This is a genomic window from Actinomadura atramentaria DSM 43919, assembly GCF_000381885.1.
GTDB classification, from domain to species: Bacteria; Actinomycetota; Actinomycetes; order Streptosporangiales; family Streptosporangiaceae; genus Spirillospora; species Spirillospora atramentaria.
In genome coordinates this window covers 1-23,656 of record NZ_KB907222.1, presented here as the reverse complement: position 1 = coordinate 23,656, position 23,656 = coordinate 1, and the positions used below count along the sequence as shown (strand labels likewise).

The following is a 23,656-nucleotide window of genomic DNA, read 5'->3' as shown; positions in this document are numbered from 1 at the left end:
AATCCGTCCCGGGTCAGCCGCCCGCCTGGACGACCGCGCCGCTCGCCAGGAGGTCGTCGGCGTCGGCGAAGCCGAGGTCGGCGAGGACGTCGCGGCTCTGGCCGCCGGGCAGGACGGGGCGGCCGTCGGTGTCGCCGGGCGTCCGGGAGAAGCGGGGCGCGGGGGCGGGCTGGCGGTGGCCGTCCTTCTCGACGAACACGTCGCGCTGCGCGTTGAAGGGGTGCTCGGCGGCCTCGACCAGCGACAGGACGGGCGCGACGCACGCGTCGCCCGGCAGGAAGACCGCCGCCCACTCGTCGCGGGTGCGCTCCTTGAACCGGGCGGCGAACCGGTCGCGCAGCTCGCCCCAGCGGGCGCGGTCGTGCTGGCTCGGCAGGTCCTCGCCGTCCAGGCCGAGGCCCGCGAGCAGTTGCGCGTAGAACTGCGGCTCGATCGCGCCGACGCCGACGTACTTCCCGTCCGCGGTCTCGTACACGTCGTACCAGGGCGCGCCCGTGTCGAGCATGTTGACGCCGCGCTCGTCGCGCCACAGCCCGCCCGCGAGGAAGCCGTGGATGAACGTGGACAGGTGCGCGACGCCGTCCACGATGGCGGCGTCCACGACCTGGCCCTTCCCGCTGACCTTGGATTCGAGCAGCGCGGCGAGGACGCCGACGACCAGGTACATGCTGCCGCCCGCGAAGTCCCCGAGCAGGTTCATCGGGACCTGCGGCGGCCCGTCCGCGCGGCCGATGGCGTGCAGCGCGCCGGTGATCGCGATGTAGCCGATGTCGTGCCCGGCGCTCTGCGCGAGCGGCCCGTCCTGGCCCCAGCCGGTCATCCGGCCGTAGACCAGGCGGGGGTTGCGCTCCAGGCAGGCGTCGGGGCCGAGGCCGAGGCGCTCGGTGACGCCGGGCCGGAAGCCCTCGACGAGGACGTCCGCCCGCTCGACCATGCGCAGGACGACGTCGCGGCCCGCGTCGCTCTTCAGGTCGATCGCGATGGAGCGCTTGCCCCGGTTGGTGAAGTCGGTGCCGCCGGTCGCGCGGTCGCCGAGCGCGGCGGAGGCCCGGTCCACGCGGATGACGTCGGCCCCGAGGTCGGCCAGCAGCATCGCCGCGAACGGCCCGGGGCCGATCCCCGCCAGCTCGACCACCCGTACTCCGGACAGCGGACCCTTGCCCATGTGCCTCCCCTTTCGCCGCCCACCGGCGCTGAATCCAGTTCGGTTTCCGCCCCAGTCTGCCCGATCGGGGTAAGCGCGCGCTGACCCGGCCCCGAGGATTCAGGAACCGAGCAGCGCCGTCAGCCCCTCGGCGAGCCCGCCCGCCCAGCAGGCGTAGTCGTGCCCACCGTTGTACTCGGTGTAGCGGACGGGGTAGCCGCGCATCCGCAGCGTGCGGTCCAGCTCGCGGTGCTCGTCCAGCATCGCCCACTCGTGCCGCCCGACGCGCAGATGAATCCGCAGGTCGCGGACGGGTTCGCGCGCGAACCGCTCGGTGAGCCACGGCGTCCGCTCCCGGTCGCCCGCGGGGTTCCACCACAGCGACGCGGACTGCGCGAGCACCCGGCCGAAGCGGTCCGGGGCCTCGAACGCGGCGTGCAGCGCGGTGAGCCCGCCCAGGCTCTCCCCCGCCAGGACGGTCCGCGCCGGGTCGTCGGTGACGGCCGTCCGCCGGGCCGCCCAGGGCAGCAGGTCCTCGGTGAGGAACGCGGTGAACGCGGCGTTCGGGCCGAGTTCGCGCATCCGCGTCGGGGTGTCGACGGCGTGCGGGGCGAGGACGGTGAGCGGCGGGACCGTCCCGGCCGCGACGAGCCGGTCGAACAGCGCGGCGACGTCCGTCTTCCCGAACCACAGGTCGCCGTCGAGCAGGACGAGCAGGTCCGGCGCGCCCGCCCCGCCGGGCGGCTCGTACAGCCAGACCTCGCGGTCGCCGCCGAGCGCCGGGGCGGGCACGCGGTGCCGGGTGACGGTCCCGCGCGCGGCCCCCGGACCGTCCGGCAGCCAGGGCCGCCACGGCTGGTCGGGCGCGCCGGGCAGCTCGAACACCGACGCGCGGCCGTCGCCCCACCGGAGCGGAACGCTCCACGGCGCGCGCGGATCGGGCCCGGCGTCCGCCGCGACGGCCGCGAGGTAGCGCTGCGCCCCGGCCGGGTCGGCGGGCGGCGCGGCCGCCCCGACCGCGATCCGGTACGACGCGCGGTGGTCGTCGCGCAACCGGTAGGTCAGGTGCCAGACGTCGGTGCCCGGCACGCGCGCCATCGCGCTCGCGGCGAGGTTCAGCGGGTCCGACAGCCGGTTGACGAGCGCGAGCACGACGCCCGCCTCGCCGCGCCACAGGAACGTGACGGCCCGGTGGCCGGGATCGCCGGGCAACTCCTCGACCAGCGGCGTCCCGCACCGGTCGACCTCGGCCCAGAACGCCTCCGCGCCGCCCGCGGTCAGCGCGGCGACGCGGGGGCTCTCGACGCGCTCCGGCGGGACCGGCATCGGCAGCCGGGGCGGTCCCATGATCATCGGCGGCCCTTCCTCGCGCGCGGGCGCCGACGATCGGCGCCGCGAAGTTAGGCAAGCCTAACTAATGCGCCGAGGCGTGGTACACGGCCCCCGGCCGCGCGCTCCCGGTCGGCCCCGGCACGAGCAGCAGCCGTCCGCGCCGCGCGACCCGCGGCGGCTTCCCGTCCACGCCGGGCATCGTGCCCGGCCCGGCGGCGGCGAGGAAACCCCAGTGCCCGTCCGGCATCTTCCACCACGTGCCCGCGGCCGGGCGGCGGTCGTCGCACCAGCCCGTCGCCAGCACCTCGCGCGGCGTCAGCAGCGCCGACTGCGCGGTCGTGCCGCCGCCCGCGAAGGCGAGCCGGACGCACGCCCAGTCGCCCCGGCCGGCGTCGCGCGGCAGCCGTCCCCACCAGAAGTCGTGCGCCGCCGCCTCGGTGAGCGGCCGCGCGGGCTGCGGGACGACGCAGCCGAGCCGCCGCCACAGGTTCAGCCCGCCGCCGGTGAGCCGGGTCGCGGCCGGGCCGGTCGGCGGCCGGTAGGTCAGCGCGAGCGGGCGCGGGCCGCCGAGGTCGCCGATCGTCCGGACGCCCGCCGGGCCGTGCAGGTCGAACAGCGGGCCGCGGCCGCAGGGCGTCGCGGGGTCGACCGGCCCGGCGACGCCCGCGCGGACCGGCACGGGCCGCCCGTCCGGCGTCGTGGCGGCGGTGTCCCAGGGCGGGAGCAGGTAGCGGCCGCCGCCGAGCGCGAGCGGGACGTCGGCGGCGTCGCCCGCCGCGTCCACCCGGGCGGGGCCGTCCGGGCCGGTGTAGCGCACGACGCGCTGGCCGCGCCGCAGCACGGCGAGGGGCGTCCCGCCGACGCGGCCCGCGAACAGCAGGTACGCGGGGCCGGAGCCGTCGCCCGTCGCGGCGGCGAACGCGCGCAGCGCGCGGCGGACGAACTCGCGGTCGCCCGCCAGCTCGCCGCGCGCGGGCCAGGCGTCCAGGGTGCGCGCGCCGCGCCGCCACGCGTCCGGGGCGGCGACGACCAGCCGGACGTCGCGGGCGGCGGCGGTGCCGTCCCCGCCGGTCCCGGTGGCCATCAGCGCGGCGACGAGCGTGGCGGTCAGCGCCGCGCCCGCCGTCACCGGCACCAGCGAGCGCCGCCGGACGGGCCGCAGCCGCTCGGGCGTGAACGGCTCCGGCCGCGCGGGCGGCTCCGGCGCGGCCTCGGCGGCGGCGAGCACCGCAGCCGGGTCGCGGACGCGCAGCTCGGTGAGCTGGTCGCGGACCTCGTAGGCGGGCAGCCCGGCGAGCCGCCGCAGCACGTAGGCGATCCGGACGTCGGGGTGCAGCCGCCCGAGCATCCGGGTCAGCGCCGGGTCGGGCAGCCGGACGGGCAGCGCCCGCAGCCACGGCCCGAGCCCGACGCCGAGCCGCCACGACGGCCGCGCGGCGGCGCGCAGCACGCGGGTGCGGCGGCGGCGCGGCGCGCGCGGGCGGCCCGCGACGGCCGCGTCGGCGATGCGCCGGGCGAGCGCGATCCGGCGCGGGCGGCGGCCCCGGTCGGGCAGGACGAGATAGGCGAGCCAGACGAGATCGCAGTACCGCGCCCCCGTCATGGGCTTTTTCCCGGCCGTTTCCGACATCGCGCCCCCCGCGTCCCGTTGATCAGTTCGGAGGGACCGAGATTAGGGAGCGGAACCGTTCCCGGGAGCGGAATTGACGCAACGGTGAACCGGGATTGACGACAATTCACGCCGTTCGGCGCGGGCCGTCAGGCGGGCGCGTCGCCCGGGGGGCTCGCGACCCGCGCGGTGAACGTCCCGTGGAAGCCCATCGGCACGTGGTGGCGCAGCGGGACGGCCGCGAGGGGCCCGGCGGCGAGGTCGCGGGCGTCCAGGACGAGCAGCCGCGACCGGTGCTCGTCGGGGTCGTAGGCGAGGACGAGCAGCCAGCCGTCGCCCTCGGCGGCGTCCGGGGCGCGCGGGACGAAGACCGGTTCGCCGAACCCGTGGCCGTCCGGGAGCCGGTGCAGGTCGCGCTCGCCGGTCTCGTGGTCGAAGGCGTAAATGCCGATGCCGTCGCCGTCGCGTCCGGCGAAATAGGTGAAACGGTGCGGGCGGCCCGCGCGGCGCACGTCGGCGTGCGGCAGTTCCATCGGCAGCGCGCACCGCTCCTCGCCCTCGATCCGCCCGGACGCGGTGATCCGGTACCGCATCAGCCCGCATCCCCACGGAAAGTCACTGGTGCGGAATTCCCGGAATGCCGTCGCGACCTGATTCCAGTCGGCGAACCGGACGAATTCCACGACGGTGTCGCCGCCGTCCTCGAATGCGTTGACGATGTGGAACCCCAGCAGCGCCTCGTGCTCGATGACGCGCGCCGGGCCGCCGTCGCGCGGGACGAGCACGAAGCACGTCGGCCGGTGCGGCTCGTACGTCAGCCCGTCCGCGATCGAGGCGGTCCCGAGCAGGATGGGCGCGAGCTTGGGGATGACCGGGTTGATCACGAAGACCAGGTGGCGGCGCGTCAGCGCGAAGTCGTGGTTCCACGGCGTGTACGGCAGCGCGACGCGCGGCAGCCGCGACAGCGCCCCGGCCGTGTCGACGCGGTAGCAGCGCAGGCTCCGCGCCCGCGTGAAGTCCATCCCGAAGTTGAACAGCTCACCGGTGTCCGGGCAGCGCGACGGATGCGCGGAGAACGCGGCCGTCATCCGCAGCCGTCCGCCGAAGGTGTGCTCGCCCAGCGTCTCCAGCGAGTCCGGGTCCAGGCGGTACGGGCGGCCGCCCTCCCACAGGGCGAGGAGCTGCCCGGCGTGCAGCACGACACCGGTGTTGGCGACGTTGGCGGGCGGCCGCAGCATGTTGCCGAGGACGCCGCCGCGCCGCTGCGTGCCGAGGCCGCGCGGCCCCGTCCGCCCGTGGCGCTGCCCGTACCGGTAGTGGCGCGTGCGGACGTAGCGGTTGCGGTACCGCACCTCGCCGCCCGCGATGGCGAACATCGACAGCATCCCGTCGCCGTCGAAGATGTGGTCGAGCATGCTCTCGCCGACCTGCCAGCGGCCGGGGCCGTTGCGGTAGAGGGTGCCGGTGAGCCCGTCCGGGAGTGTTCCCTCGATGCCGGTGACCCGGTAGTCGTGCTCGTCTTCGAGGGGGGCGTAGCTCCGGTGCCAGGCGTCGAGTGCCGTCATCTCCGCAGCGTCGCACGCGGCGGGACGCCGTTCAACGGTTAGTCGTCAGAAGTTTGACGACTACTTCAGTGGACGGGCTCGGGCGCGCGCTCCACGGCGGCGGGCGGCGCGGGCTCCGCCCGCTTGGCGAGCCGCCGCCCGATCCGCTGGAACGGCAGTTCCACCGCCCGGTGCGTGAGGGCCGCGACGGCGACGACCACCGCGAGGTAGCCCACGACCCACAGCGGCCGGTCCACGCCGGGGCGGCCGACCGTCTCGTCGGAGACGATCAGCACGACCGGGTGCAGCAGGTACACCGAGTAGCTGACGACGCCGAGCCAGGCCAGGGCGCGCGGCATCCGCCGGTCCCGCAGCGCCATCGCGGCCGCGAACGCGGCGACGGCGAGCAGCAGCGAGGTGTCCCACGCCCGCTCGATGCTGCCGTCCACCATGTTCGGGGCGTTCCAGTGGCCGAGCACCAGGCCCGCGACCACGACGACGACGCCCGCGAGCACCGTCCAGCGCCAGCGGAGCTGCCCGTGGTCGGCGCGGTACACGGCCGTCCCGAGGAACATCATCGCCAGCAGCAGGAGCCCCTGCCAGCCGAGGACGCGCCCGTTGGCCAGCACCAGGACCAGCCCGGTCGCCCCGCCGAGCAGCGCCCCCGCGCGGACGAGCGCGGTGCTGCGCGTGCAGGCCAGCCCGATCGCGACCGCGACGAGCCCGACCGCGACGACCACGACGGGCCGCAGCCCCGCCCGCGCCGACAGCTCCCCGGCGGGCAGCACCGCCGCGAACGCCGCCGCCGCACCGGTGAGGACGAGCGCGACGGCCGCCGACCGGTGGTGCTGGCGCACCGTGAACAGCGCGACGACGAGCAGGTAGAACACCATCTCGTACGACAGCGTCCACAGGACGTTGATCAGGCTCGGCACGCCCAGCAGGTCCTGGAGCATCGTGGCGTGCGCGAGCGTCACCGCGAGGGCGTCGTAGTCCGCGCCGAGCCGGTTGGACAGCGGCTTGCCCCCGGCCGTGGACAGCACGATCGCCGCCGCCATCGCGACGAGCAGCATCGGGTGGATGCGGAAGAGGCGGCCGATCCAGAACCGGCGGACCGACCCCGTCCGCTCCAGCGACGCGGGAATGATGTAGCCGCTCACCAGGAAGAACACCAGCACGCCCCACGCGCCGGGATTGAACTGCTCGACCAGCCGCGACCGGAAGTGCGGGGTGTAGCAGTAGGAGCCGTGGTGGAAGGCCACGGTGAGCGCGGCGATGCCGCGCAGGACGTCCAACCAGGCCAGCCGGGAGCGGTTCGACGTCGAGGAACGGGGCGATTGATCCACAGCTCGCCCACTCTAGGGGGTTATGTCAACCCCGGGGTAACCGCCCGGAAGGCACCTGGTGAAACGCCCGACGGCCACCGGATGACCACGTTCGGTGCGGTCGCCGATCCGTCGTCGGCGAACCGAACGCGCGCCTTATCCCGGACGTCCTAGTCTGTGTCATCGCGGCGAGGCATTCGGAGTGGACGTTGGGCGCGCAGTCAGTCATGAGCACGGGTTTCGACACGAACGAGGCCGGTCTGTGGGACCGCCTCAGCGGAACCCAGCCCGCGCCGCCGTCCTGGCTGGTGATCGTCGTGGGGCTCGTCGCGCTCGGCGCGGTGCTGCACGGCGGCACCTGGCGCGTCCTGCGCAACGTGGTGACGATCGCGCACGAGGGCGGGCACGCGCTCGTCGCGCTGGTCACCGGTCGCAAGCTCGACGGGATCAAGCTGCACTCCGACACCTCCGGCGTCACCGTGTCGCGCGGGAAGCCGCACGGGCCCGGGATGGTGTTCACCGCGCTCGCGGGCTACGTGACGCCGCCGCTGCTCGGCCTGCTCTTCGCCGCTCTGCTCGCGGGCGGCCGGATCACGCTCATGCTGTGGGTCTCCCTGGCGCTGCTCGCCGCGATGCTCGTCATGATCCGCAACGCGTACGGCGTGCTGTCGGTCGTCGCGACCGGCGCGGTGGTCTTCCTGGTGTCGTGGCTCACCGGCCCGGAGGTGCAGGCCGGGTTCGCCTACCTGGCGGCGTGGTTCCTGCTGCTGGCCGGGACGCGGCCGGTGATCGAGCTGCAGCGGATGCGCGCGCGGCGGATGGCCCCGTCCTCCGACGCCGACCAGCTCGCCTACCTCACCCACGTGCCCGGACTGACGTGGGTGGCGCTGTTCTTCCTGGTCGCGCTGGGGTCGCTGGGCCTCGGCGCGCTGCTGCTGTCGCCCGCCGACCTGCCGTTCGGCTGAGCGGCGCGGCTTTGTCCGACCCCGCCGCTACGTTCGCCCCGTGAGCGACCGAACCGTGAGCGACCGATGGGAACGCGGGCACGTCCTCGCGCTGGCCCCCGACGCCGCCGCGGCGAAGGCCGCCGCGACCGTCGCGCGGCCCGCCGCCTGGACCGGGGCCGCCTGCGACGGCGAGGCGGCCTGGGGCGAGTGCCGGGGCAGCGGGAAGTCCGTCTACCGGGTGAGCGTCGATCTCACCGGGCCCGCGTTCCGCTGCTCCTGCCCGAGTCGCAAGTTCCCGTGCAAGCACGCGCTCGGCCTGCTGCTGCTGTGGAGCGACGGCGCCGTCCCCGGCGGGCGGGCCGCCGACCGGCCGCCGTGGGCCGCCGAGTGGCTGGCCGGGCGGCGCGCCCGCGCTGAGGACCCGCCCGTCCGGGCCACCGCACGGGCGGCCGATCCGGCGACGGCCGAGCGGCGCGCGGCCCGGGTGGACGCTGGCCTCGACGACCTCGACCGCTGGCTGCGCGACCAGGTCGAACAGGGCCTCGCCCGCACCGAGAACGCCCCCTACGCCCTGTTCGACGACCTCGCCCGGCGGCTGGTGGACGCCCAGGCGGGCGCGCTCGCCGGGCAGGTCCGCGCGCTGGCCGCCGTCCCGCGCCGCCCCGGCTGGCCGGGCGCGCTGCTCGCGGAGTACGCGCTGCTGCGACTGCTCGTCCACGCCCACCGCCGCCCCGACCTGCCCGCGCCGCTGCGCGACACCGTCCGCGCGCGGATCGGGTTCACCGTGCCGCGCGAGGAGGTGCTGGCGGCGGGCGAGCGCGTCCGCGACCGGTGGTGCGTCGTCGGCGTCCGCGACACCGCGCAGGACCGGCTCGCGACGCGGCGCGCGTGGCTGCGCGGGCGCGGCGGCCGGTCGGCGCTGGTGCTGTCGTTCGCCCCGCCCGGCCGTCCGCTGGACGCCTCGCTCGCGGCGGGCACCGAGGTGGACGCCGAGCTGGCGTTCTTCCCGGGCGCCGCGCCGCTGCGGGCGCTGGTGGCCGAGCGGCACGGGGCCGCCGCGCCCGCCGTGCCGGACGGCGTCCCGATCGGCGCGTTCCTGGCCGAGCACGCCGCGGCGCTCGCCGCCGACCCGTGGCTGGACCGCTGGCCCGCCGTGCTGTCCGGCGTCCGGTTCGCGCGCCGCGACGGGGGGCTCGCGGTGGTGGACGCGGCGGGCGACGTCCTGCCGCTGCGCGACACCGAGCCGTGGCGGCTGCTGGCGGTGTCGGGCGGCGCGCCGGTGACGCTGGCCGGGGAGTGGACGCCGCGCGGCCTGCGCCCGCTGGCCGCCTGGCACGACGACGAGGCGGTGGTCCTGTGAGCGCGTGGGAGGAGCACGTCGGCGCGGCGCTGCTCGGCACGGCCCGGCGCCCGCCGCCCGCCCTGCCGGACGCGCCGGACGCCGGTTCCGACGCGGCGGCCCGGCTGCTGGACCAGGCCGCCCTGCTGACCGTGCGGCGGCGCGCCGGGCTGCGGCCCGCGCGCGGCGGCGCGGACCCGGTCGCGCCCGCCCCGCCGGAGGACCTGCCGCCCGTCCCCCCGGCCGCCGCCGCCCGGCTCGACCGCGTCCTGGCGGGCGAGGGCGACGGCTGCCTGGCCGAGTGGCTGGGCCTGGCCGCCGACCGCGGGCTGCGCGTCCCCGCCCGGGTCGTCCCCGACCTGCTGGAGCAGGGCCGCGGCAAGGACGGCTGGCACCTGCGCGCGCCGATCGCGGCCGTCGCCGGGCGGCGCGGCGTCTGGCTCGCGCTGCAGAACCCGCGCTGGGCGTGGCTGATCGCGTCCGCCGCCGACCCCGGCACCGACGACCCGGCCGTCTGGACGGGCGGCACCGCCGAGCAGCGCGTCGCGTACCTCGCCCGGCTGCGCCGCGCCGACCCGGCCGCCGCCCGCGCGGCCCTGCTCGACGTCTGGGACCGCGACCGCGCCGTCCACCGCCCCGAGTTCCTGACCCCGTTCGGCGCGGGCCTGTCGGCGGCGGACGAGGAGTTCCTGGAACTGGCGCTCGACGACCGCACCGGGAGCGTCCGGCTCGCCGCCGCGAACCTGCTCGCCCGGCTGCCCGAGTCGGCGTACGCGGCGCGGATGGCGGCCCGCGCGCGGGCGTGCGTGCGCGCCGAGCGGCGCACCGTCCGCCGCCGCGCGCAGACGTGGCTCCACGTCGAGCCGCCCGCCGAGCACGACGAGGGCATGGCCCGCGACGGCGTCCCGTTCCACCCGGAGGGCTCGTTCGCGCCGGGCCGCACGCCCGCGCCGCCGCGCGCGTGGCTGCGCGAGATCGTCGCCCGCACCCCGCCCGCGACGTGGACCGGCGCGTTCGGGCTGCCGCCCGCCGAGATCCTGGCGCTGCCCGTCACCGACGGCGCGGCGGCGGGCCGCGGCGCCGACGACCTGCACCTCGGCCTGGCCCGCGCGGCGCTGCGGTTCCACGACGCCGGATGGGCGCGGGCGCTGCTGACCGCCGGGGTCCTGCTGGACGAGCCGCGCGTGCTCGGCGAGCTGGTCCACGAGCTGCCCGCCGCCGAGCGGGACGACGCCGCCGCCGGGCTCGTCCGCTGGGTCGACGACGCCCGCGCGCTCACCGACGGGCTGCTGCGCACGCTCCCCCGCCCCTGGTCGGGCGCGCTGGCCGCGACGATGACCGCGAAGGTCGCCGCGCTCCTGGAACGCCCGGCGGGCACCGCGAACACCGCGCTCCAGGCGCTGTGCGCCAGCGCCGCGCACGGTTTCGACCCGGCGCTGGCGGACCGCGCCGCCGACCGGTTCGCCGAAGTGCCCGCCGCCGAGACCGCCGCCGCCCGCGACCGCCTGGCGGCCACCCTGCGATTCCGCCACGACATGCTGAAGGAGTTCCCCCCGTGACCGACGCCGTCCTGCGGCCGCACGCCGAGCAGGCGTTCGCCGCCGAACTGGCCCTGCTCGCCGAGCACGACGAGCGGCCGCGGCCGCCCGGCTGGAAGCTGTCCCCCCGGGCCGTCACGACGTACCTGCTCGGCGGCGAGCTGCCCGGCGGCGCGGAGATCACGCCCAAGTACATCGGGCCGCGGCGGCTGATGGAGGTCGCCGTCGCCACCCTCGCGACGGACCGGGCGCTGCTGCTGCTCGGCGTCCCCGGCACCGCGAAGACGTGGGTGGCCGAGCACCTGGCGGCGGCCGTCAGCGGCGACTCGACGCTGCTGGTGCAGGGCACGGCGGGCACCGCGGAGGAGGCCGTCCGGTACGGCTGGAACTACGCGCGGCTGCTCGCCGAGGGCCCCTCGACGGCGGCGCTGGTGGAGAGCCCGCTGGTGCGGGCGATGCGGCGCGGCGCGGTCGCCCGCGTCGAGGAGCTGACCCGGATGCCGACCGACGTCCAGGACACGCTGATCACCATCCTGTCGGAGAAGACGCTGCCGGTGCCGGAGCTGAACACCGAGGTCCAGGCGCGGCGCGGCTTCACCGTCATCGCGACGGCCAACGACCGGGACCGGGGCGTCAACGAGCTGTCGAGCGCGCTGCGCCGCCGGTTCAACACGGTGGTGCTGCCGCTGCCGGAGACCGCCGAGGCCGAGGTCGAGATCGTCGCGCGGCGCGTCGGGCAGCTCGGCGCGGCGCTGGAGCTGCCGGAGGCCCCGGCGGGCCTGGCCGAGATCCGGCGCGTCGTCACGGTGTTCCGGGAGCTGCGGTCGGGCACGTCGGCGGACGGGCGGACGAAGCTGAAGACGCCGAGCGGCACGCTCAGCACCGCCGAGGCGATCTCGGTCGTGACGGGCGGGCTGGCGCTGGCCGCGCACTTCGGCGACGGGGTGCTGCGCCCGGCCGACGTCGCGGCGGGCATCGTGGGGGCCGTCGTGCAGGACCCGTCCGCCGACGCGGTGGCCTGGCAGGAGTACCTGGAGACGGTCGTGCGGGAGCGGCCGGAGTGGAACGACTTCTACCGCGCCTGCCGGGACCTGTCGTGACACGGGTCGTAACACGGGTCGCGCGGTGAGCGGCGGGGACGGCGCGCGGGTCGAGGTCTACGGCGTCCGGCACCACGGACCGGGGTCGGCGCGGGCGGTGCGCCGGGCGCTGGCGGCGTTCGCGCCGGACGCCGTGCTGGTCGAGGGCCCGCCGGAGGCGGACGCGCTCGCGGCGCTCGCCGCCGACCCGGGCCTGGTGCCGCCGGTCGCGCTGCTCGCCTACCCCGAGGCGCCCGGCGACGGCGAGGCGGGCCGCCGCGCCGTGTTCTGGCCGTTCGCGGAGTTCAGCCCGGAATGGCAGGCGCTCCGGTACGCGGCGGAGGCGGGCGTTCCGGTCCGGTTCTGCGACCTGCCCGCCGCGCACACGCTCGCCCTGGACGACGAGCCGGCGGACGCCGACGCGGCCCCGCGCCTCGACCCGCTGGGCGCGCTCGCCGAGGCCGCCGGGTACGACGACGCCGAACGCTGGTGGGACGACGCCGTCGAGCACCGCGCGGACGGCCCGTCGCCGTTCCCCGCCGTCGCGGAGGCGATGGCCGAGCTGCGCGCGTCGGCCGAGCCGCCCGGCGCGGACCCGCCCGAGCCCGGGTCGGCGCGGGCGCGCGAGGAGGTCCGCGAGGCGCACATGCGCCGCGTCCTGCGCCGCGCGCGCCGCGACGGCTTCCGCCGGATCGCGGTGGTCTGCGGGGCGTGGCACGTCCCGGCGCTGCTGGCGTCCGTCCCCGCGAGCCGCGACGACCGGACGCTGCGCGGCCTGCCGAAGACCCGCGTCGCGATGACGTGGGTGCCGTGGACGCACGGCCGCCTGGCGAACCGCTCCGGGTACGGCGCGGGCGTCCGCTCCCCCGGCTGGTACCACCACCTGTTCACCGCCCCCGACCGGCCCGTCGAGCGGTGGCTGACGGACGCGGCGCGGCTGCTGCGCGCCGAGGACCTGCACGTCTCGTCCGCGCACGTCATCGAGGCGGTCCGGCTCGCCGAGACCCTCGCCGCGCTGCGCGAACGGCCGCTGGCGGGCCTGGACGAGGTCACCGAGGCGGTCCGCGCGGTGCTGTGCGAGGGCGCGGACGAGCCCGTCGCGCTGATCGCCCGGCGGATGGTCGTCGGGGAGCGCCTCGGCGCGGTCCCCGACGCCGTCCCGCTGGTCCCGCTCCAGCGCGACCTGCTGGCCGAGCGGCGGCGGCTGCGGCTCCGCCCGGACGCGCACGACAAGGAGCTGGACCTCGACCTGCGCAGACCCACCGACCTGGAACGCAGCCGCCTGCTGCACCGGCTGCGGCTGCTCGACGTCGCGTGGGGCGTCCCCGACCCCGACGCGGGCCGGGCGAACCGGTCCAAGGGCACGTTCCGCGAGGCGTGGACGATCCGCTGGCGGCCGGAGTTCGACGTCCGGCTGATCGAGGCGGGCGTGTGGGGCACGACGGTGGCGGGCGCGGCGGCGGCCCGCGCCCGGGACCGCGCCGAGCGCGCCGCGTCGCTGGCCGACCTGACGGCCCTCGCGGAGCTGTGCCTGCTCGCGGACCTGCGCGCCGCGCTGCCGCACGTCATGCGGGTCCTGGCCGACCGCGCCGCCGTCGACTCCGACACCGCCCGGCTCATGGCGGCGCTGCCCGCGCTGGTGCGGGCGCTGCGCTACGGCGACGTGCGCGGCACCGACCCGGCGCCGCTGCGCGCCGTGGTGGACGGCCTGGCGGTCCGCGTCCGGGTGGGCCTGCCCGCCGCCGCGACGGGCCTGGACGAGGGCGCCGCCCGCGCCCTGCTCGACGGCGTCGCCGCCGTCCACGAGGCGCTGGCCCTGCTCGGCGACGACGACCGCGCGGCGGCCCACCGAGCCGCCTGGCTCGACGCCCTCGCGGCCCTGCTGCGCCGCCCGGGCCTGCACGGGCTGGTCGACGGCCGCGTCACCCGGCTGCTGCTGGACGCGGGCCGGCTGCCCGACGCCGCCGACCGGATGGCCCGCGCGGTGTCGGCGGGCGCCGCGCCCGACCGGGCCGCCGCGTGGGTCGAGGGCTTCCTGGCGGGCGGCGGCGTGGTCCTCGTCCACGACGACGCGCTGCTCGGCCTGCTGGACGGGTGGATCGCGGGGCTGCCCGCCGACGCGTTCACCGACGTCCTGCCGCTGCTGCGCCGCACGTTCGGCGGGTACGGCGCGGCGGAGCGGCGGGCGATCGGCGAGCGGGCGCGGCGGCCGCGCTCCGGCGCGCCCGCTCCCGCGCCGGACGACGACCTCGACCCCGGCCGCGCCGCGCCCGCCGCCGCGACGGTCCTGCGCATCCTCGGCTGGGAGGTCCCCGCGTGAGCCCCGACACGCACGACGCCGAGCGGCTGCGCCGCTGGCGGCTGGTCCTCGGCGGCGACGGCGACGGCACCGGCGCGGTCCTGGACCGCGGCGACGCCCGGATGGACGCCGCGCTGGAGAAGCTGTACGGCGCGCGCCGCTCCGGCGGCGGCCGGGGCGGGCGGCGCGGCGCGGGCCTGGGCGACTCCGCGCCCTCGGTCGCGCGCTGGCTCGGCGACGTCCGCGAGTACTTCCCCGCGCCGGTGGTGCGGGTGATGCAGCGGGACGCGATCGAGCGCCTGGACCTGACGCGCCTGCTGCTGGAGCCGGAGATGCTGGAGGCCGTCGAACCCGACGTCCACCTCGTCGGCACGCTGCTGTCGCTGAACCGGCTCCTGCCCGACCGCGCGCGGGCGTCGGCGCGCGCGGTGGTGGCGCGCGTCGTCGCGGACCTGGAGCGGCGGCTCGCGCAGCGCACCCGCTCCGCGGTCGGCGGCGCGCTGGACCGGTCGGCGCGCACACCTCGGCCGCGCCGCCCCGCCGAGATCGACTGGGGCCGGACGATCCGCGCGAACCTGCGCAACTACCTGCCCGAGCACGGCACGGTCGTGCCGGAGCGGCTGGTCGCGTACGGGCGGCGGCAGCAGGCCGTCAAGCGGGACGTCGTCCTCGCGATCGACCAGAGCGGGTCGATGGCCGCCTCGGTGGTGTACGCGAGCGTGTTCGGCGCGGTGCTGGCGTCGATGCGGTCGCTGCGGACGTCGCTGGTGGTGTTCGACACCTCCGTCGTCGACCTGACCCCCGAGCTGCGCGACCCCGTCGAGGTGCTGTTCGGCACCCAGCTCGGCGGCGGCACCGACATCAACCGCGCCGTCGCCTACTGCGAGGGGCTGGTGACGCGGCCGAGCGACACGATCCTGGTGCTGATCAGCGACCTGTACGAGGGCGGCGTCCGGGAGGAGCTGCTGAAGCGGGTGCTGCGGCTGACCGCGTCGGGCGTGACGGTGGTCGTCCTGCTCGCGCTGTCGGACGAGGGCGCGCCGTCCTACGACGCGGAGAACGCGGCGGCGCTCGCCGAACTGGGCGTCCCCGCGTTCGCCTGCACGCCGGACCGGTTCCCCGAGCTGCTGGCGGCGGCGGTGGAGCGGCGCGACCTCAGCGCGTTCGCCGGGGACGGCGGCTGAGCGCGCGGGCGAGCAGGAACACGGCGGCGGTGGTCAGCGCGGTGTGCAGGGCCGTCGCGGTCGTCTCGGCCGCGCCGAACGCCGCCCACAGGGCGAGCCGGGCGAGCCGGGCGGTGACGGCCGTCCAGGCGGCGGCGCGGACGCCCCGCCACGCGAGCGGCGCGGCGACGAGCGTGACGACGGCGAGCACGGCCACGACGCCCGGAACCGCGCCCGGCCCGGCGGCGACGTCGGCCGCGACCCGCGCGGCCCGCCCGCCGCCCGCGTCGGCGGCGAGCACGGCGGCCAGATCGGCGGCCGCGAGGAACGCCGCGATCCCGAGCCCGACCACGGCCGCCCGCGACCGCACCAGAACCCGCGGCACCGGACGCCGACGCCCGGCCCGCCCGAACTCCTCGAACCCGCCCCGCTCGAACCCGGCCTCACCGGACACAGGCCCGTCGACCACGGCGTCATCGGCCCGGCGCGCGTCCACCACGGGCTCGTCCCGCACGGGTTCGTCCACCACGGGCTCGTCCACCACGGGCGTGCCCGCCGACCCGGCCGGGGGCATTTCGGTCTCCGGCTCCCGCGCCGTCCCGGCCGTGCCCGACTCGCCGCCGAACGCGTCCGCGACGGGCGTGGTGGCGCGCGTGCGCAGCGGCGGGCGCGGGCCGAGCCGCGCGGCCCGCCGCTCCGGCCCGGTGAAGGAGTTCGAGGACCCGCCCGCGCCGTACCGCCGCCGCTCCGGCCGCCCGCCCGAGCACCGGCCGCCGACCGGCGCGTCCGACGAGTCCCCGCCCGCGCACTCGTCGGGCGCGGGCCCGGAACCGGACCCGAACGCCGCCGGGACCGGCCCGAACACCCCCGGCGGCGACCCGCCCGAAGCGGACCGCGCCGCGACGAGATCCCCCGAATCCGCCGAACACGGAACCGGCGGAACGGCGACCGCCCGTCCCGTCCCGAGGTCCCCGAGCAGCCGGAGCAGCACGCTCTGCGCGTCGGGCCGCTCGCGCGGGTCCTTGGCCAGGCAGGCGGCGGCGATCTCCGCGACGGGGCCGGGCAGCGCGGCGAGGTCGGGCGTCTCGTGCTTGATGCGGTGGATGACGGCGGGCAGCGACCCCGCCGCGAACGCGTCCCGCCCGGTGGCCGCGTAGACGAGCGTCGCGGCCCACGCGAACAGGTCCGCGGCGGGCCCGGCCGCCCCGCCGTCGAGCTGCTCGGGAGCCATGTACGCGAGCGTCCCGACGATGGGGCCGCTGAGCGTCGCCCCGGCGTCCAGCGCCCGCGCGACCCCGAAGTCGATCACGCGCGGCCCGTCCGGGCCGACGAGCACGTTGCGCGGCTTGAGGTCGCGGTGGACGACGCCCGCCCGGTGGATGGCCGCGAGCGCGGTCGCGGTGCCGACGGCGAGCCGGTCCAGGTCGCCGCCGACGCGCGGCCCGGCGGACCGCACGAGGTCGCGCAGCGACGGCCCCGGCACGTACTCGCTGACGATGTACGGCCGGTCCCCCGCGAGGTCGGCCTCCAGGACCTGCGCGGTGCAGAACCCCGCGACGCGCTGCAGCAGCGCCGCCTCCCGGACGAACCGGGCGCGCGCGGCGGCGTCCCCGAGCAGTTCGGCGTGCAGCAGCTTGACCGCGACGGGCGGTTCGTCCACGGCGCGGCCGAGGTACCGCCCGAGGTACACGGTGCCCTGCCCGCCCGCGCCGAGCCGGCCGAGGAGTCGCAGGCCGCCCAGCCGCTCGGGGTCGCCGGGGCCGAGCGGGGCGGGTTCCACCATTGCGCCACCCCCGCGGTGACCGGCCGGGGCCGGTGACGGAATCAACGGACGTCGGGCGGCGCACCGCGCGCCGTCCCGGCCGGAAGAATATCGGAAAGACGTCCCGCCCCCGGAAAGTCCCTCGGCCCGCGACCCGTTCTCCCGACCATTGACAACCACCAATCCGCACATATCCCGACTGCGCCGCTGGCCCCGCGAACACCCCGCCGAGCTGCCGGAACGCCGCTCGACGCCGTCCGCGCACCATTACACTCACCTCACCCGACCGCGAGGGAATTCCCTCCGGCCAGCGCAGCACCGGCCCCCGCGAAGGCACAAAAAAGGCCATTGACATCCGTTTTCATCCCCACCGAGGGAAATGTGACGCACGTCCCGGACCGTCACCGTTCCCTGGCCACGGAGCGCCCCGATGTACTACCTTCGTTCATATGAGCAGTGATTCAGACATCGTGGCCCCGGCGGCCCGCGCGGCCGTCCGGCCGGTCGAGCCCGCCAAGGTCGCGCGGGTCGTCGCGTCCATGCCGGGCGCCGACACCGTCGCCGAGCTGGCCGACGTCTTCGGCCTGCTCGCCGACCCCGGCCGGCTGCGGGTCATCACGGCGCTGCTCGAAGGGGGCGAGATGTGCGTGCGGGACCTCGCGGTCGCGTGCGGGCACTCGGAGTCCGCGGTGTCGCACGCGCTGCGGCTCCTGCGCGCGAGCCGGGTGGTGCGGGTGCGGCGCGACGGCCGCCACGCCTACTACCGGCTCGACGACGACCACGTGCGCCTGCTGCTGGAACTCGCCCTCGCCCACGTCGACCACCGGAGGGAAGGCGAATGAGCGGGCACGGGCACGGGCACGGCCACGGGCACGGCGTCGCGCCGGACGGCGACCGCCGCGTCCTCGGCGCGGCCCTCGCGCTGATCCTGGCGTTCATGGCGGGCGAGGTCGTCGTCGGCCTCGCCGCCGGATCGCTGGCGCTGTTGTCGGACGCCGCCCACATGCTGACCGACGCGTTCGCCATCGCCCTGGCGATGGTCGCCATGCGCATCGCCGTCCGCCCGCCGCGCGGCGGCTACACCTACGGACTGCGCCGCTCGGAGATCCTGTCCGCGCAGCTCAACGGCCTGACGCTGATCCTGCTCGCCGCGTACTTCTGCTACGAGGGCGTGCTGCGGCTGATCAACCCGCCGGAGGTGCAGGGCGCGCTCGTGTTCGCCACGTCCCTCGCCGGGATCGTGGTGAACCTCGCGGCGACGTGGCTGATCAGCCGCGCCAACCGGACGAGCCTGAACGTCGAAGGAGCGTTCCAGCACATCCTGAACGACCTGTTCGCGTTCATCTCGACGGCCGTCGCCGGACTCGTCGTGTGGCTGACGGGCTTCGCCCGCGCGGACGCCGTCGCCTCGCTCGTCGTCGCCGCGCTGATGATCCGCGCGGGCTACGGCCTGCTGCGCGACGCGGGCCGCGTCCTGATGGAGGCCGCCCCGACCGGCCTGGACCCGGCGGAGCTGGGCGAGCGGCTCGCGTCCCGGCCGTGCGTGCGGGAGGTCCACGACCTGCACGTGTGGGAGGTCAGCTCCGGCTACCCGGCGCTGTCCGCGCACGTCCTGGTGGACGCGGCCGACGACTGCCACGGCGTCCGCCGCGACCTCCAGGAGCTGCTGCGCACCGCGTACGGGATCACCCACACGACGCTGGAGGTCGACCACGCGGACGGCGGGTTCCACTGCGAGGACCCGCACGGCCCCCGCCACGTGGCCGACGAAACCGCCGACGAGCCCGCGAGCGGCGGCGGCTCCGCCCGCTGCGACCACTGACCCGTCAGCCCGCCGGGACGCCGAACAGCCGCGCCGCCGCGTGCCAGCAGACCTCGCGCAGCCACGCGTCGCCGAACCCGAGGCCCGCGAGCACCTGCAACTGGTGCGCGTACGGGTAGGGGATGTTCGGGAAGTCGGTGCCGAGCAGGATTCGGCCGCGTTCGCCGAGGTCCCGCAGCCGGGGCAGCAGCGCCCGCGGGAACGTTCCCTCGTGCTCGAAGAAGTCCGTGAACGCCATCGTCGTGTCGAGGTGGACGCGCTCGAACCGGTCCGCGAGGTCCAGGAAGCCCTCGTACTCGGGCGCGCCGAGGTGCGCGACGACCGCCGTCAGCCGGGGGTGGCGCGCCAGGACGTCCCCGAACGGCCCCGGCCCGGTGAACCCGTGGGCGACCGGCCCGGACCCGGCGTGGACGACGACGGGCGCGCCCGCGTCCGCCAGGACGCCCCACGCGTCGTCCAGCTCGGGCGCGCGCGGGTCGAACCCGCCGACCTGGAGGTGGACCTTGAACGCCGCAGTCCCCGCGTCGATCGTCTTCGCCACGTACGACGCGACGCCCGGTTCGGGGTAGAGCGTCCCGGTCGGGATCGCCTCGGGGACCGCAGCGGCGAACTCCAGCCCCCACCGGTTCAGCCCCTCGGCCATTCCAGGCCGGTGCGGGTACAGCAGCGCGGTGAACGCCCGGACGCCGAGGCCGCGCAGCACCGCGACGCGCTCCGCCTCGGGCAACCGGTAGCGGACGGGCCAGTCGCGCCCGATCAGCGGACCCGGCTCGGCGAAGTACTCCCAGACCGCCTCCATCAGCCGTTCCGGCATGAAGTGGACGTGCGCGTCGATCAGCCCGGGCAGCCCGAGGGCCCGCCAGAACGCGGGCACCACCGCGTCCGCCCAGGGAACAGAATGCGGTTCAGTCACGCTCCCAGTCTCACCCGGCGCACACGTCCCCGAAACCCCTGGAGACGGGCGTTCCGGCCGATAGGGTGAGCCGGGACCGGAGGGAGCACCCGTTGCGCAGCAAGTCCGAGCTGGAGGCCGCCGTCCGCGACCACCGGGGCGGCCGCGCGGTCCTGATGGTCAACACCCGGTCGCGGCGCGGCCGGCGCGCGTTCCCGGCGGCGCGGCGGCTCCTCGCGGACGCCGGGTTCGACTTCGCCCGGATCATCCCGGTCATGGACCCGTCCCGGCTGGACGAGCTGTTCACCGAGGTCCTCGCCCTCGACCCCGACCTCGTCGTCGTGGGCGGCGGCGACGGGACGATCGCGGCCGCCGTCGGCCACCTCGCGCACCGCGACGTCGCCCTCGGCGTCCTCCCGCTCGGCACGACCAACAACTTCGCGCGCGGCCTGGAACTGCCGATGGACCTCGCCGGGGCCGTCCGCGTCCTGCGCGACGGGAAGGTCGCGGACGTGGACGTCGGCTGGTTCTCCGGCACCGACGACCCGGACGACCCCGACCGGCGCGGCCACATCTTCGCCAACATGGTGAGCCTCGGCCTGTCGGTGCAGGTCGCCGAGCACGTCCCGCACGGGCTCAAGCGGGTCCTCGGCCGCCCCGCGTACGCGCTGACGGCGGCGCGGCTGCTGCCCCGCCACCGCGCGTTCCACGCGACGATCGAGGTGGGCGGCGAGACCGTCGAGCTGGACACCCACCAGCTCAACGTCGCCAACGGCGCGCACCACAGCGGGCAGCGCATCGCCCGCGACGCCGGGCCCGACGACCGGCTGCTCGCCGTCTACCGGCTCGGCGACGCGCGGCGGCTGCGGCTCGCGGCGGCGACCGTCCGGCACGTCCTCACCGGCCAGTGGCGCTCGCTCGGCGAACGGGCGTTCACCACCACCCGCGAGGCGGTCATCACGACCGACCCGCCGATGCCCGTGGACGTGGACGGCGAGATCCGCGGCCGCACCCCGGTCCGCGTCGTACTGCGCGGGAACGCGTTGAACGTGTTCGTCCCGCAGTCGTTCGTGGACACCTGACCCGCGATTCGCCGCGCCCGAACCGGGAAGGGGCCGCGCATGGACGAGAGCGCGCTGGACGGGCTCGACCCGTTCGACATCCTCGACGCCGAGGCCGCCCGCCTCGACGCCTACTTCACCGTCCTCGACGGGGCCGAGTGGGACGTCCCGTCGCGCGACGAGGGCTGGTCGCGCCGCGACGTCCTCGCCCACCTCGCGGGCGAGGAGCTCTACAACCACGCCTGCCTGAACGACGACCTCGACGGGTTCGCCGCCGAGATGGAGCGGGCCGGCGTCCAGGGACTCGACGAGTTCAACGCCTGGTCGGTCGAGACGCGGCGCGGCCTGCCCGTCGCGGAGGTCGTCGCCGAATGGCGGCGGAAGAACGGCGACACCCGCCGCCGGATGCGGGCGCTCGGCCCGGCCGCGACGCTGCCGACGATGTCCGGGCCGTACCCGGTGCGGCTCCAGACGTTCCACTACGCCGTTGAGTACGCGACGCACGGCGACGACATCGACGTCCCCGTCGCGCCGGACGAGCGCGCGGCCCGCGCCGCGTGGCGCGCCCGCTTCGGCCTGTTCGCGCTGGCCGAGCGCGGCGCGCCGGTCGAGGTGGCGGAACTCCCGGACGGCTACCGCGTTTCGCTGGACGGCGTCTCCGCCGACCTGTCTCCGGCCGAGTTCGCCGACGCGACCGTGCGCCGGCTGCCGCCCGGCCATCCCCTGCCCCCCGGCCTGCGCGACGCGCTCGGCCCGGCGGCCTGACTCAGTCCGCCGGGCCGGTCAGCTCCGCGACGTCCGCCTCCGTCAGCCGCAGCGCCGCCGCGCCCATGTTCTCCTCCAGATGCGCGCGCGACGACGTCCCCGGAATCGCGAGCGCCACCGGCGACAGCGCGAGCAGCCCCGCCAGCAGCACCTGCGGGACCGACGCCCCGTGCCGGGCCGCGACCGCCGCGACGCGCGGGTCGTCGGGCAGCCCGAACCCGCCGAGCGGGAAGTACGGCACGTAGGCGATCCCGTCCCGCTCGCAGACGGCGAGCATGGCGGTGTCGGCGGGCTGCGAGATGTCGAACCGGTTCTGGATCGCGACGACGGGCGCGATGCGGCGCGCCTCCTCCACCTGCGCCAACGTGACGTGGCTGAGCCCGAGATGCCGGATCACACCCTCCCCGCGCAGCTCCGCCAAGATCTCGAACCGTTCCGCGACCGAGTGGTCATCGGCGGGTTCGAGGCCGCCGGGCCGCAGGTAGACGAGATCGAGCCGGTCCCGTCCAAGCTCCCGCAGATTCCGTTCGACCTCACGCCGCAGCTCGTCGGCGGGGAGCTGCCCGGTCGGGAAAGGGTCGTCCGGTCCCCGGTACGGGCCGACCTTCGTCGCGACGACGACGTCCGGCCCGAACGCCGCCTCCCTGATCAGGTCGTTCGCGGCGATGCCCTGCTGGTGGTAGAAGGCCGCCGTGTCGACGTGGTCCGCGCCGAGTTCGACGGCCCGCCGCAGCACCCCGAGCGCCGCGTCGAAATCCGCCGCGAGCGGCAGCCGCATGGCCCCGAACCCGAGCCGGTCGATCTTCCTGTCCCCGAGAATCCAAGATCCGTTCGTCATGCCCTCCAGCCTCACGCGCCGCGCCTCCCGCTTCGAGCCGGTGGCAGCTAACTGCCACGTTTGCCGGACGCCGCTCCGCCGGGAACACTGGAACGACCATGAGTGTGACCGTGCAGGGCGAGAAGGCGCTGTTCGAGCGCGCGGCCCACCTCTTCGCCGACGTCCGCGACGAGTTCGTCTGCGCCGCCGAGGACATGTGGACGTGGTCCCTGCCCGGCTCCCGCGAACGCCTCCGCGCCCGCCGCGCCGCCGTCCACCCGCCCGGCACGCGCGTCTGCAAGCTCTACACCCCGCGCGCCCTGGACGACGAGGACGACGAACGCCACCTGGTCGAGGTGAACGCGCTCGGCGTCGAGGTCCGCGTCTGCCTCGCCCCGCTCCCCTACGAGACGATCATCATGGACCGCCGCCACGCGGTCCTGGCGGGGCCGCCCGCCCGCGGCGTCCGCGAGTACACGATCGTCCAGGAGCCCACCGTCGTCGCGAGCATGCTCTCCCTCTACTGGGCGACCTGGGAGAAGTCCCCGACGCTGACCGCCTACCGCCGCGACCGCGTCCCGTCCCTGAACGACGAGAGCCGCGAGATCGTCCGTCTCCTGGACCGCGGCCTGAAGGACGAGGCCGCCGCCCGCCACCTCAACCTCTCGCTCCGCACCTACCGCCGCCGAGTAGCCGAAATCCTCACCCTCCTGGACGCCGACTCCCGCTTCCAAGCAGGCCGAAAAGCCCAAGAACTCGGCCTACTCCCCTGACCGGCGCACCGACCGCGTTCCCCGACAACACCCAATTAAAAGGACCCGGCCACGACGGCGAGGTCTCAAACAGAACAGGCCCCACAGAAAGAGGCCCGGAAAGCAGGACAGGCCCCGCCATGAATGGCGGGGCCTGTTCGTAATATGAGTCCGGCGGTGTCCTACTCTCCCACACAGTCCCCCATGCAGTACCATCGGCGCTGAAAGGCTTAACTTCCGGGTTCGGAATGGGACCGGGTGTTTCCCTCTCGCCAAAACCACCGAACGACCAACCCCAACCCCTCCGAAGCACCGAAGCGCTCCACGGACGGGCGGGAAACTCATGTCGTTTAAGCGAACATTATTCACTTGAAACTCGCGGAACCCAGTTGTTGTCTGGGAACCGCACAGGGACGCGAACACTACTCTCACACCAGCAGGGGTGTTTCTGTGGCGATGGGTTTGA

At 76.4% G+C, this 23,656-nt stretch carries 19 protein-coding genes and 1 rRNA gene; 11 read left to right on the top strand and 9 right to left on the bottom strand.

Features of this window, described 5'->3' with window-relative positions; all coding sequences use genetic code 11:
- Nucleotides 1-13 precede the first annotated feature (13 nt).
- From G339_RS0127340 to G339_RS0127320, 5 genes are all read right to left on the bottom strand, one after another.
- The gene (locus G339_RS0127340) at nt 14-1,165 is read right to left on the bottom strand and encodes a CaiB/BaiF CoA transferase family protein (RefSeq protein WP_026341821.1); all 1,152 of its coding nucleotides are present in this window, start codon (nt 1,163-1,165) and stop codon (nt 14-16) included.
- 99 nt (nt 1,166-1,264) lie between these two features.
- Nucleotides 1,265-2,497 (bottom strand): enterochelin esterase, encoded by a 1,233-nt coding sequence (fes, locus tag G339_RS0127335; protein ID WP_019634253.1) that lies wholly within the window; start codon nt 2,495-2,497, stop codon nt 1,265-1,267.
- 61 nt (nt 2,498-2,558) lie between these two features.
- The gene (locus G339_RS0127330; protein ID WP_026341820.1) at nt 2,559-4,079 is read right to left on the bottom strand and encodes a hypothetical protein; all 1,521 of its coding nucleotides are present in this window, start codon (nt 4,077-4,079) and stop codon (nt 2,559-2,561) included.
- Nucleotides 4,080-4,234: 155 nt separating this feature from the next.
- On the bottom strand, nt 4,235-5,650 hold the full coding sequence (locus tag G339_RS35475) for a carotenoid oxygenase family protein (protein ID WP_019634251.1): 1,416 nt from the start codon (nt 5,648-5,650) through the stop codon (nt 4,235-4,237).
- Between the two features lie 65 nt (nt 5,651-5,715).
- Nucleotides 5,716-6,975 carry an acyltransferase family protein gene (locus tag G339_RS0127320; protein WP_205625649.1) on the bottom strand — a complete coding sequence of 420 codons (1,260 nt, stop codon included), beginning with the start codon at nt 6,973-6,975 and terminating at the stop codon, nt 5,716-5,718.
- Between the two features lie 206 nt (nt 6,976-7,181).
- Between G339_RS0127320 and G339_RS0127315 the strand changes: the two genes are divergently transcribed.
- From G339_RS0127315 to G339_RS0127290, 6 genes are read left to right on the top strand one after another with little or no spacing between them, the layout of a single operon-like run.
- The gene (locus G339_RS0127315; RefSeq protein WP_019634249.1) at nt 7,182-7,919 is read left to right on the top strand and encodes a M50 family metallopeptidase; all 738 of its coding nucleotides are present in this window, start codon (nt 7,182-7,184) and stop codon (nt 7,917-7,919) included.
- A gap of 40 nt (nt 7,920-7,959) precedes the next feature.
- Entirely contained in the window at nt 7,960-9,261 is a 1,302-nt protein-coding gene (locus G339_RS0127310) for an SWIM zinc finger family protein (protein WP_240489914.1), read from the top strand.
- Entirely contained in the window at nt 9,258-10,799 is a 1,542-nt protein-coding gene (locus G339_RS35470; RefSeq protein WP_019634247.1) for a DUF5691 domain-containing protein, read from the top strand. The genes G339_RS0127310 and G339_RS35470 overlap by 4 nt, the downstream gene beginning before the upstream one ends.
- Nucleotides 10,796-11,878, top strand: coding sequence for an ATP-binding protein (locus G339_RS0127300; RefSeq protein ID WP_019634246.1), 1,083 nt, complete (start codon nt 10,796-10,798; stop codon nt 11,876-11,878). The genes G339_RS35470 and G339_RS0127300 overlap by 4 nt, the downstream gene beginning before the upstream one ends.
- A gap of 25 nt (nt 11,879-11,903) precedes the next feature.
- Nucleotides 11,904-14,177, top strand: coding sequence for a DUF5682 family protein (locus tag G339_RS0127295; RefSeq protein WP_019634245.1), 2,274 nt, complete (start codon nt 11,904-11,906; stop codon nt 14,175-14,177).
- Nucleotides 14,174-15,340, top strand: coding sequence for a VWA domain-containing protein (locus G339_RS0127290; protein ID WP_019634244.1), 1,167 nt, complete (start codon nt 14,174-14,176; stop codon nt 15,338-15,340). The genes G339_RS0127295 and G339_RS0127290 overlap by 4 nt, the downstream gene beginning before the upstream one ends.
- Here the strand turns inward: G339_RS0127290 and G339_RS40075 are convergent.
- Nucleotides 15,312-17,102, bottom strand: coding sequence for a serine/threonine-protein kinase (locus G339_RS40075; protein ID WP_051107977.1), 1,791 nt, complete (start codon nt 17,100-17,102; stop codon nt 15,312-15,314). The two genes, G339_RS0127290 and G339_RS40075, sit on opposite strands and share 29 nt — an antisense overlap.
- A 428-nt stretch (nt 17,103-17,530) precedes the next feature.
- Between G339_RS40075 and G339_RS0127280 the strand changes: the two genes are divergently transcribed.
- Nucleotides 17,531-17,923 (top strand): ArsR/SmtB family transcription factor, encoded by a 393-nt coding sequence (locus G339_RS0127280; protein WP_026341819.1) that lies wholly within the window; start codon nt 17,531-17,533, stop codon nt 17,921-17,923.
- A complete protein-coding gene (locus G339_RS0127275; RefSeq protein WP_019634242.1) occupies nt 17,920-18,903 on the top strand; it encodes a cation diffusion facilitator family transporter in 984 nt (327 codons plus the stop codon). The genes G339_RS0127280 and G339_RS0127275 overlap by 4 nt, the downstream gene beginning before the upstream one ends.
- A gap of 4 nt (nt 18,904-18,907) precedes the next feature.
- On the opposite strand, the gene G339_RS0127270 is transcribed toward G339_RS0127275, so the two are convergent.
- The gene (locus G339_RS0127270; protein WP_033324509.1) at nt 18,908-19,816 is read right to left on the bottom strand and encodes an amidohydrolase family protein; all 909 of its coding nucleotides are present in this window, start codon (nt 19,814-19,816) and stop codon (nt 18,908-18,910) included.
- A 92-nt stretch (nt 19,817-19,908) separates the two neighbouring features.
- Between G339_RS0127270 and G339_RS0127265 the strand changes: the two genes are divergently transcribed.
- Both G339_RS0127265 and G339_RS0127260 read left to right on the top strand, forming a co-directional pair.
- Complete coding sequence (locus G339_RS0127265; protein WP_019634240.1) at nt 19,909-20,877, top strand: diacylglycerol/lipid kinase family protein; 969 nt, start codon at nt 19,909-19,911, stop codon at nt 20,875-20,877.
- A gap of 39 nt (nt 20,878-20,916) precedes the next feature.
- Nucleotides 20,917-21,621 carry a maleylpyruvate isomerase family mycothiol-dependent enzyme gene (locus G339_RS0127260; RefSeq protein ID WP_019634239.1) on the top strand — a complete coding sequence of 235 codons (705 nt, stop codon included), beginning with the start codon at nt 20,917-20,919 and terminating at the stop codon, nt 21,619-21,621.
- A gap of 1 nt (nt 21,622) precedes the next feature.
- On the opposite strand, the gene G339_RS0127255 is transcribed toward G339_RS0127260, so the two are convergent.
- A complete protein-coding gene (locus tag G339_RS0127255) occupies nt 21,623-22,459 on the bottom strand; it encodes an aldo/keto reductase (protein WP_019634238.1) in 837 nt (278 codons plus the stop codon).
- A gap of 98 nt (nt 22,460-22,557) precedes the next feature.
- On the opposite strand from G339_RS0127255, the gene G339_RS0127250 reads away from it, so the two are divergent.
- Entirely contained in the window at nt 22,558-23,211 is a 654-nt protein-coding gene (locus G339_RS0127250) for a helix-turn-helix transcriptional regulator (protein WP_033324507.1), read from the top strand.
- A gap of 148 nt (nt 23,212-23,359) precedes the next feature.
- Here G339_RS0127250 and rrf read toward each other — a convergent pair.
- A 5S ribosomal RNA gene (gene rrf / locus G339_RS0127245) occupies nt 23,360-23,476 on the bottom strand.
- Nucleotides 23,477-23,656: the final 180 nt, after the last annotated feature.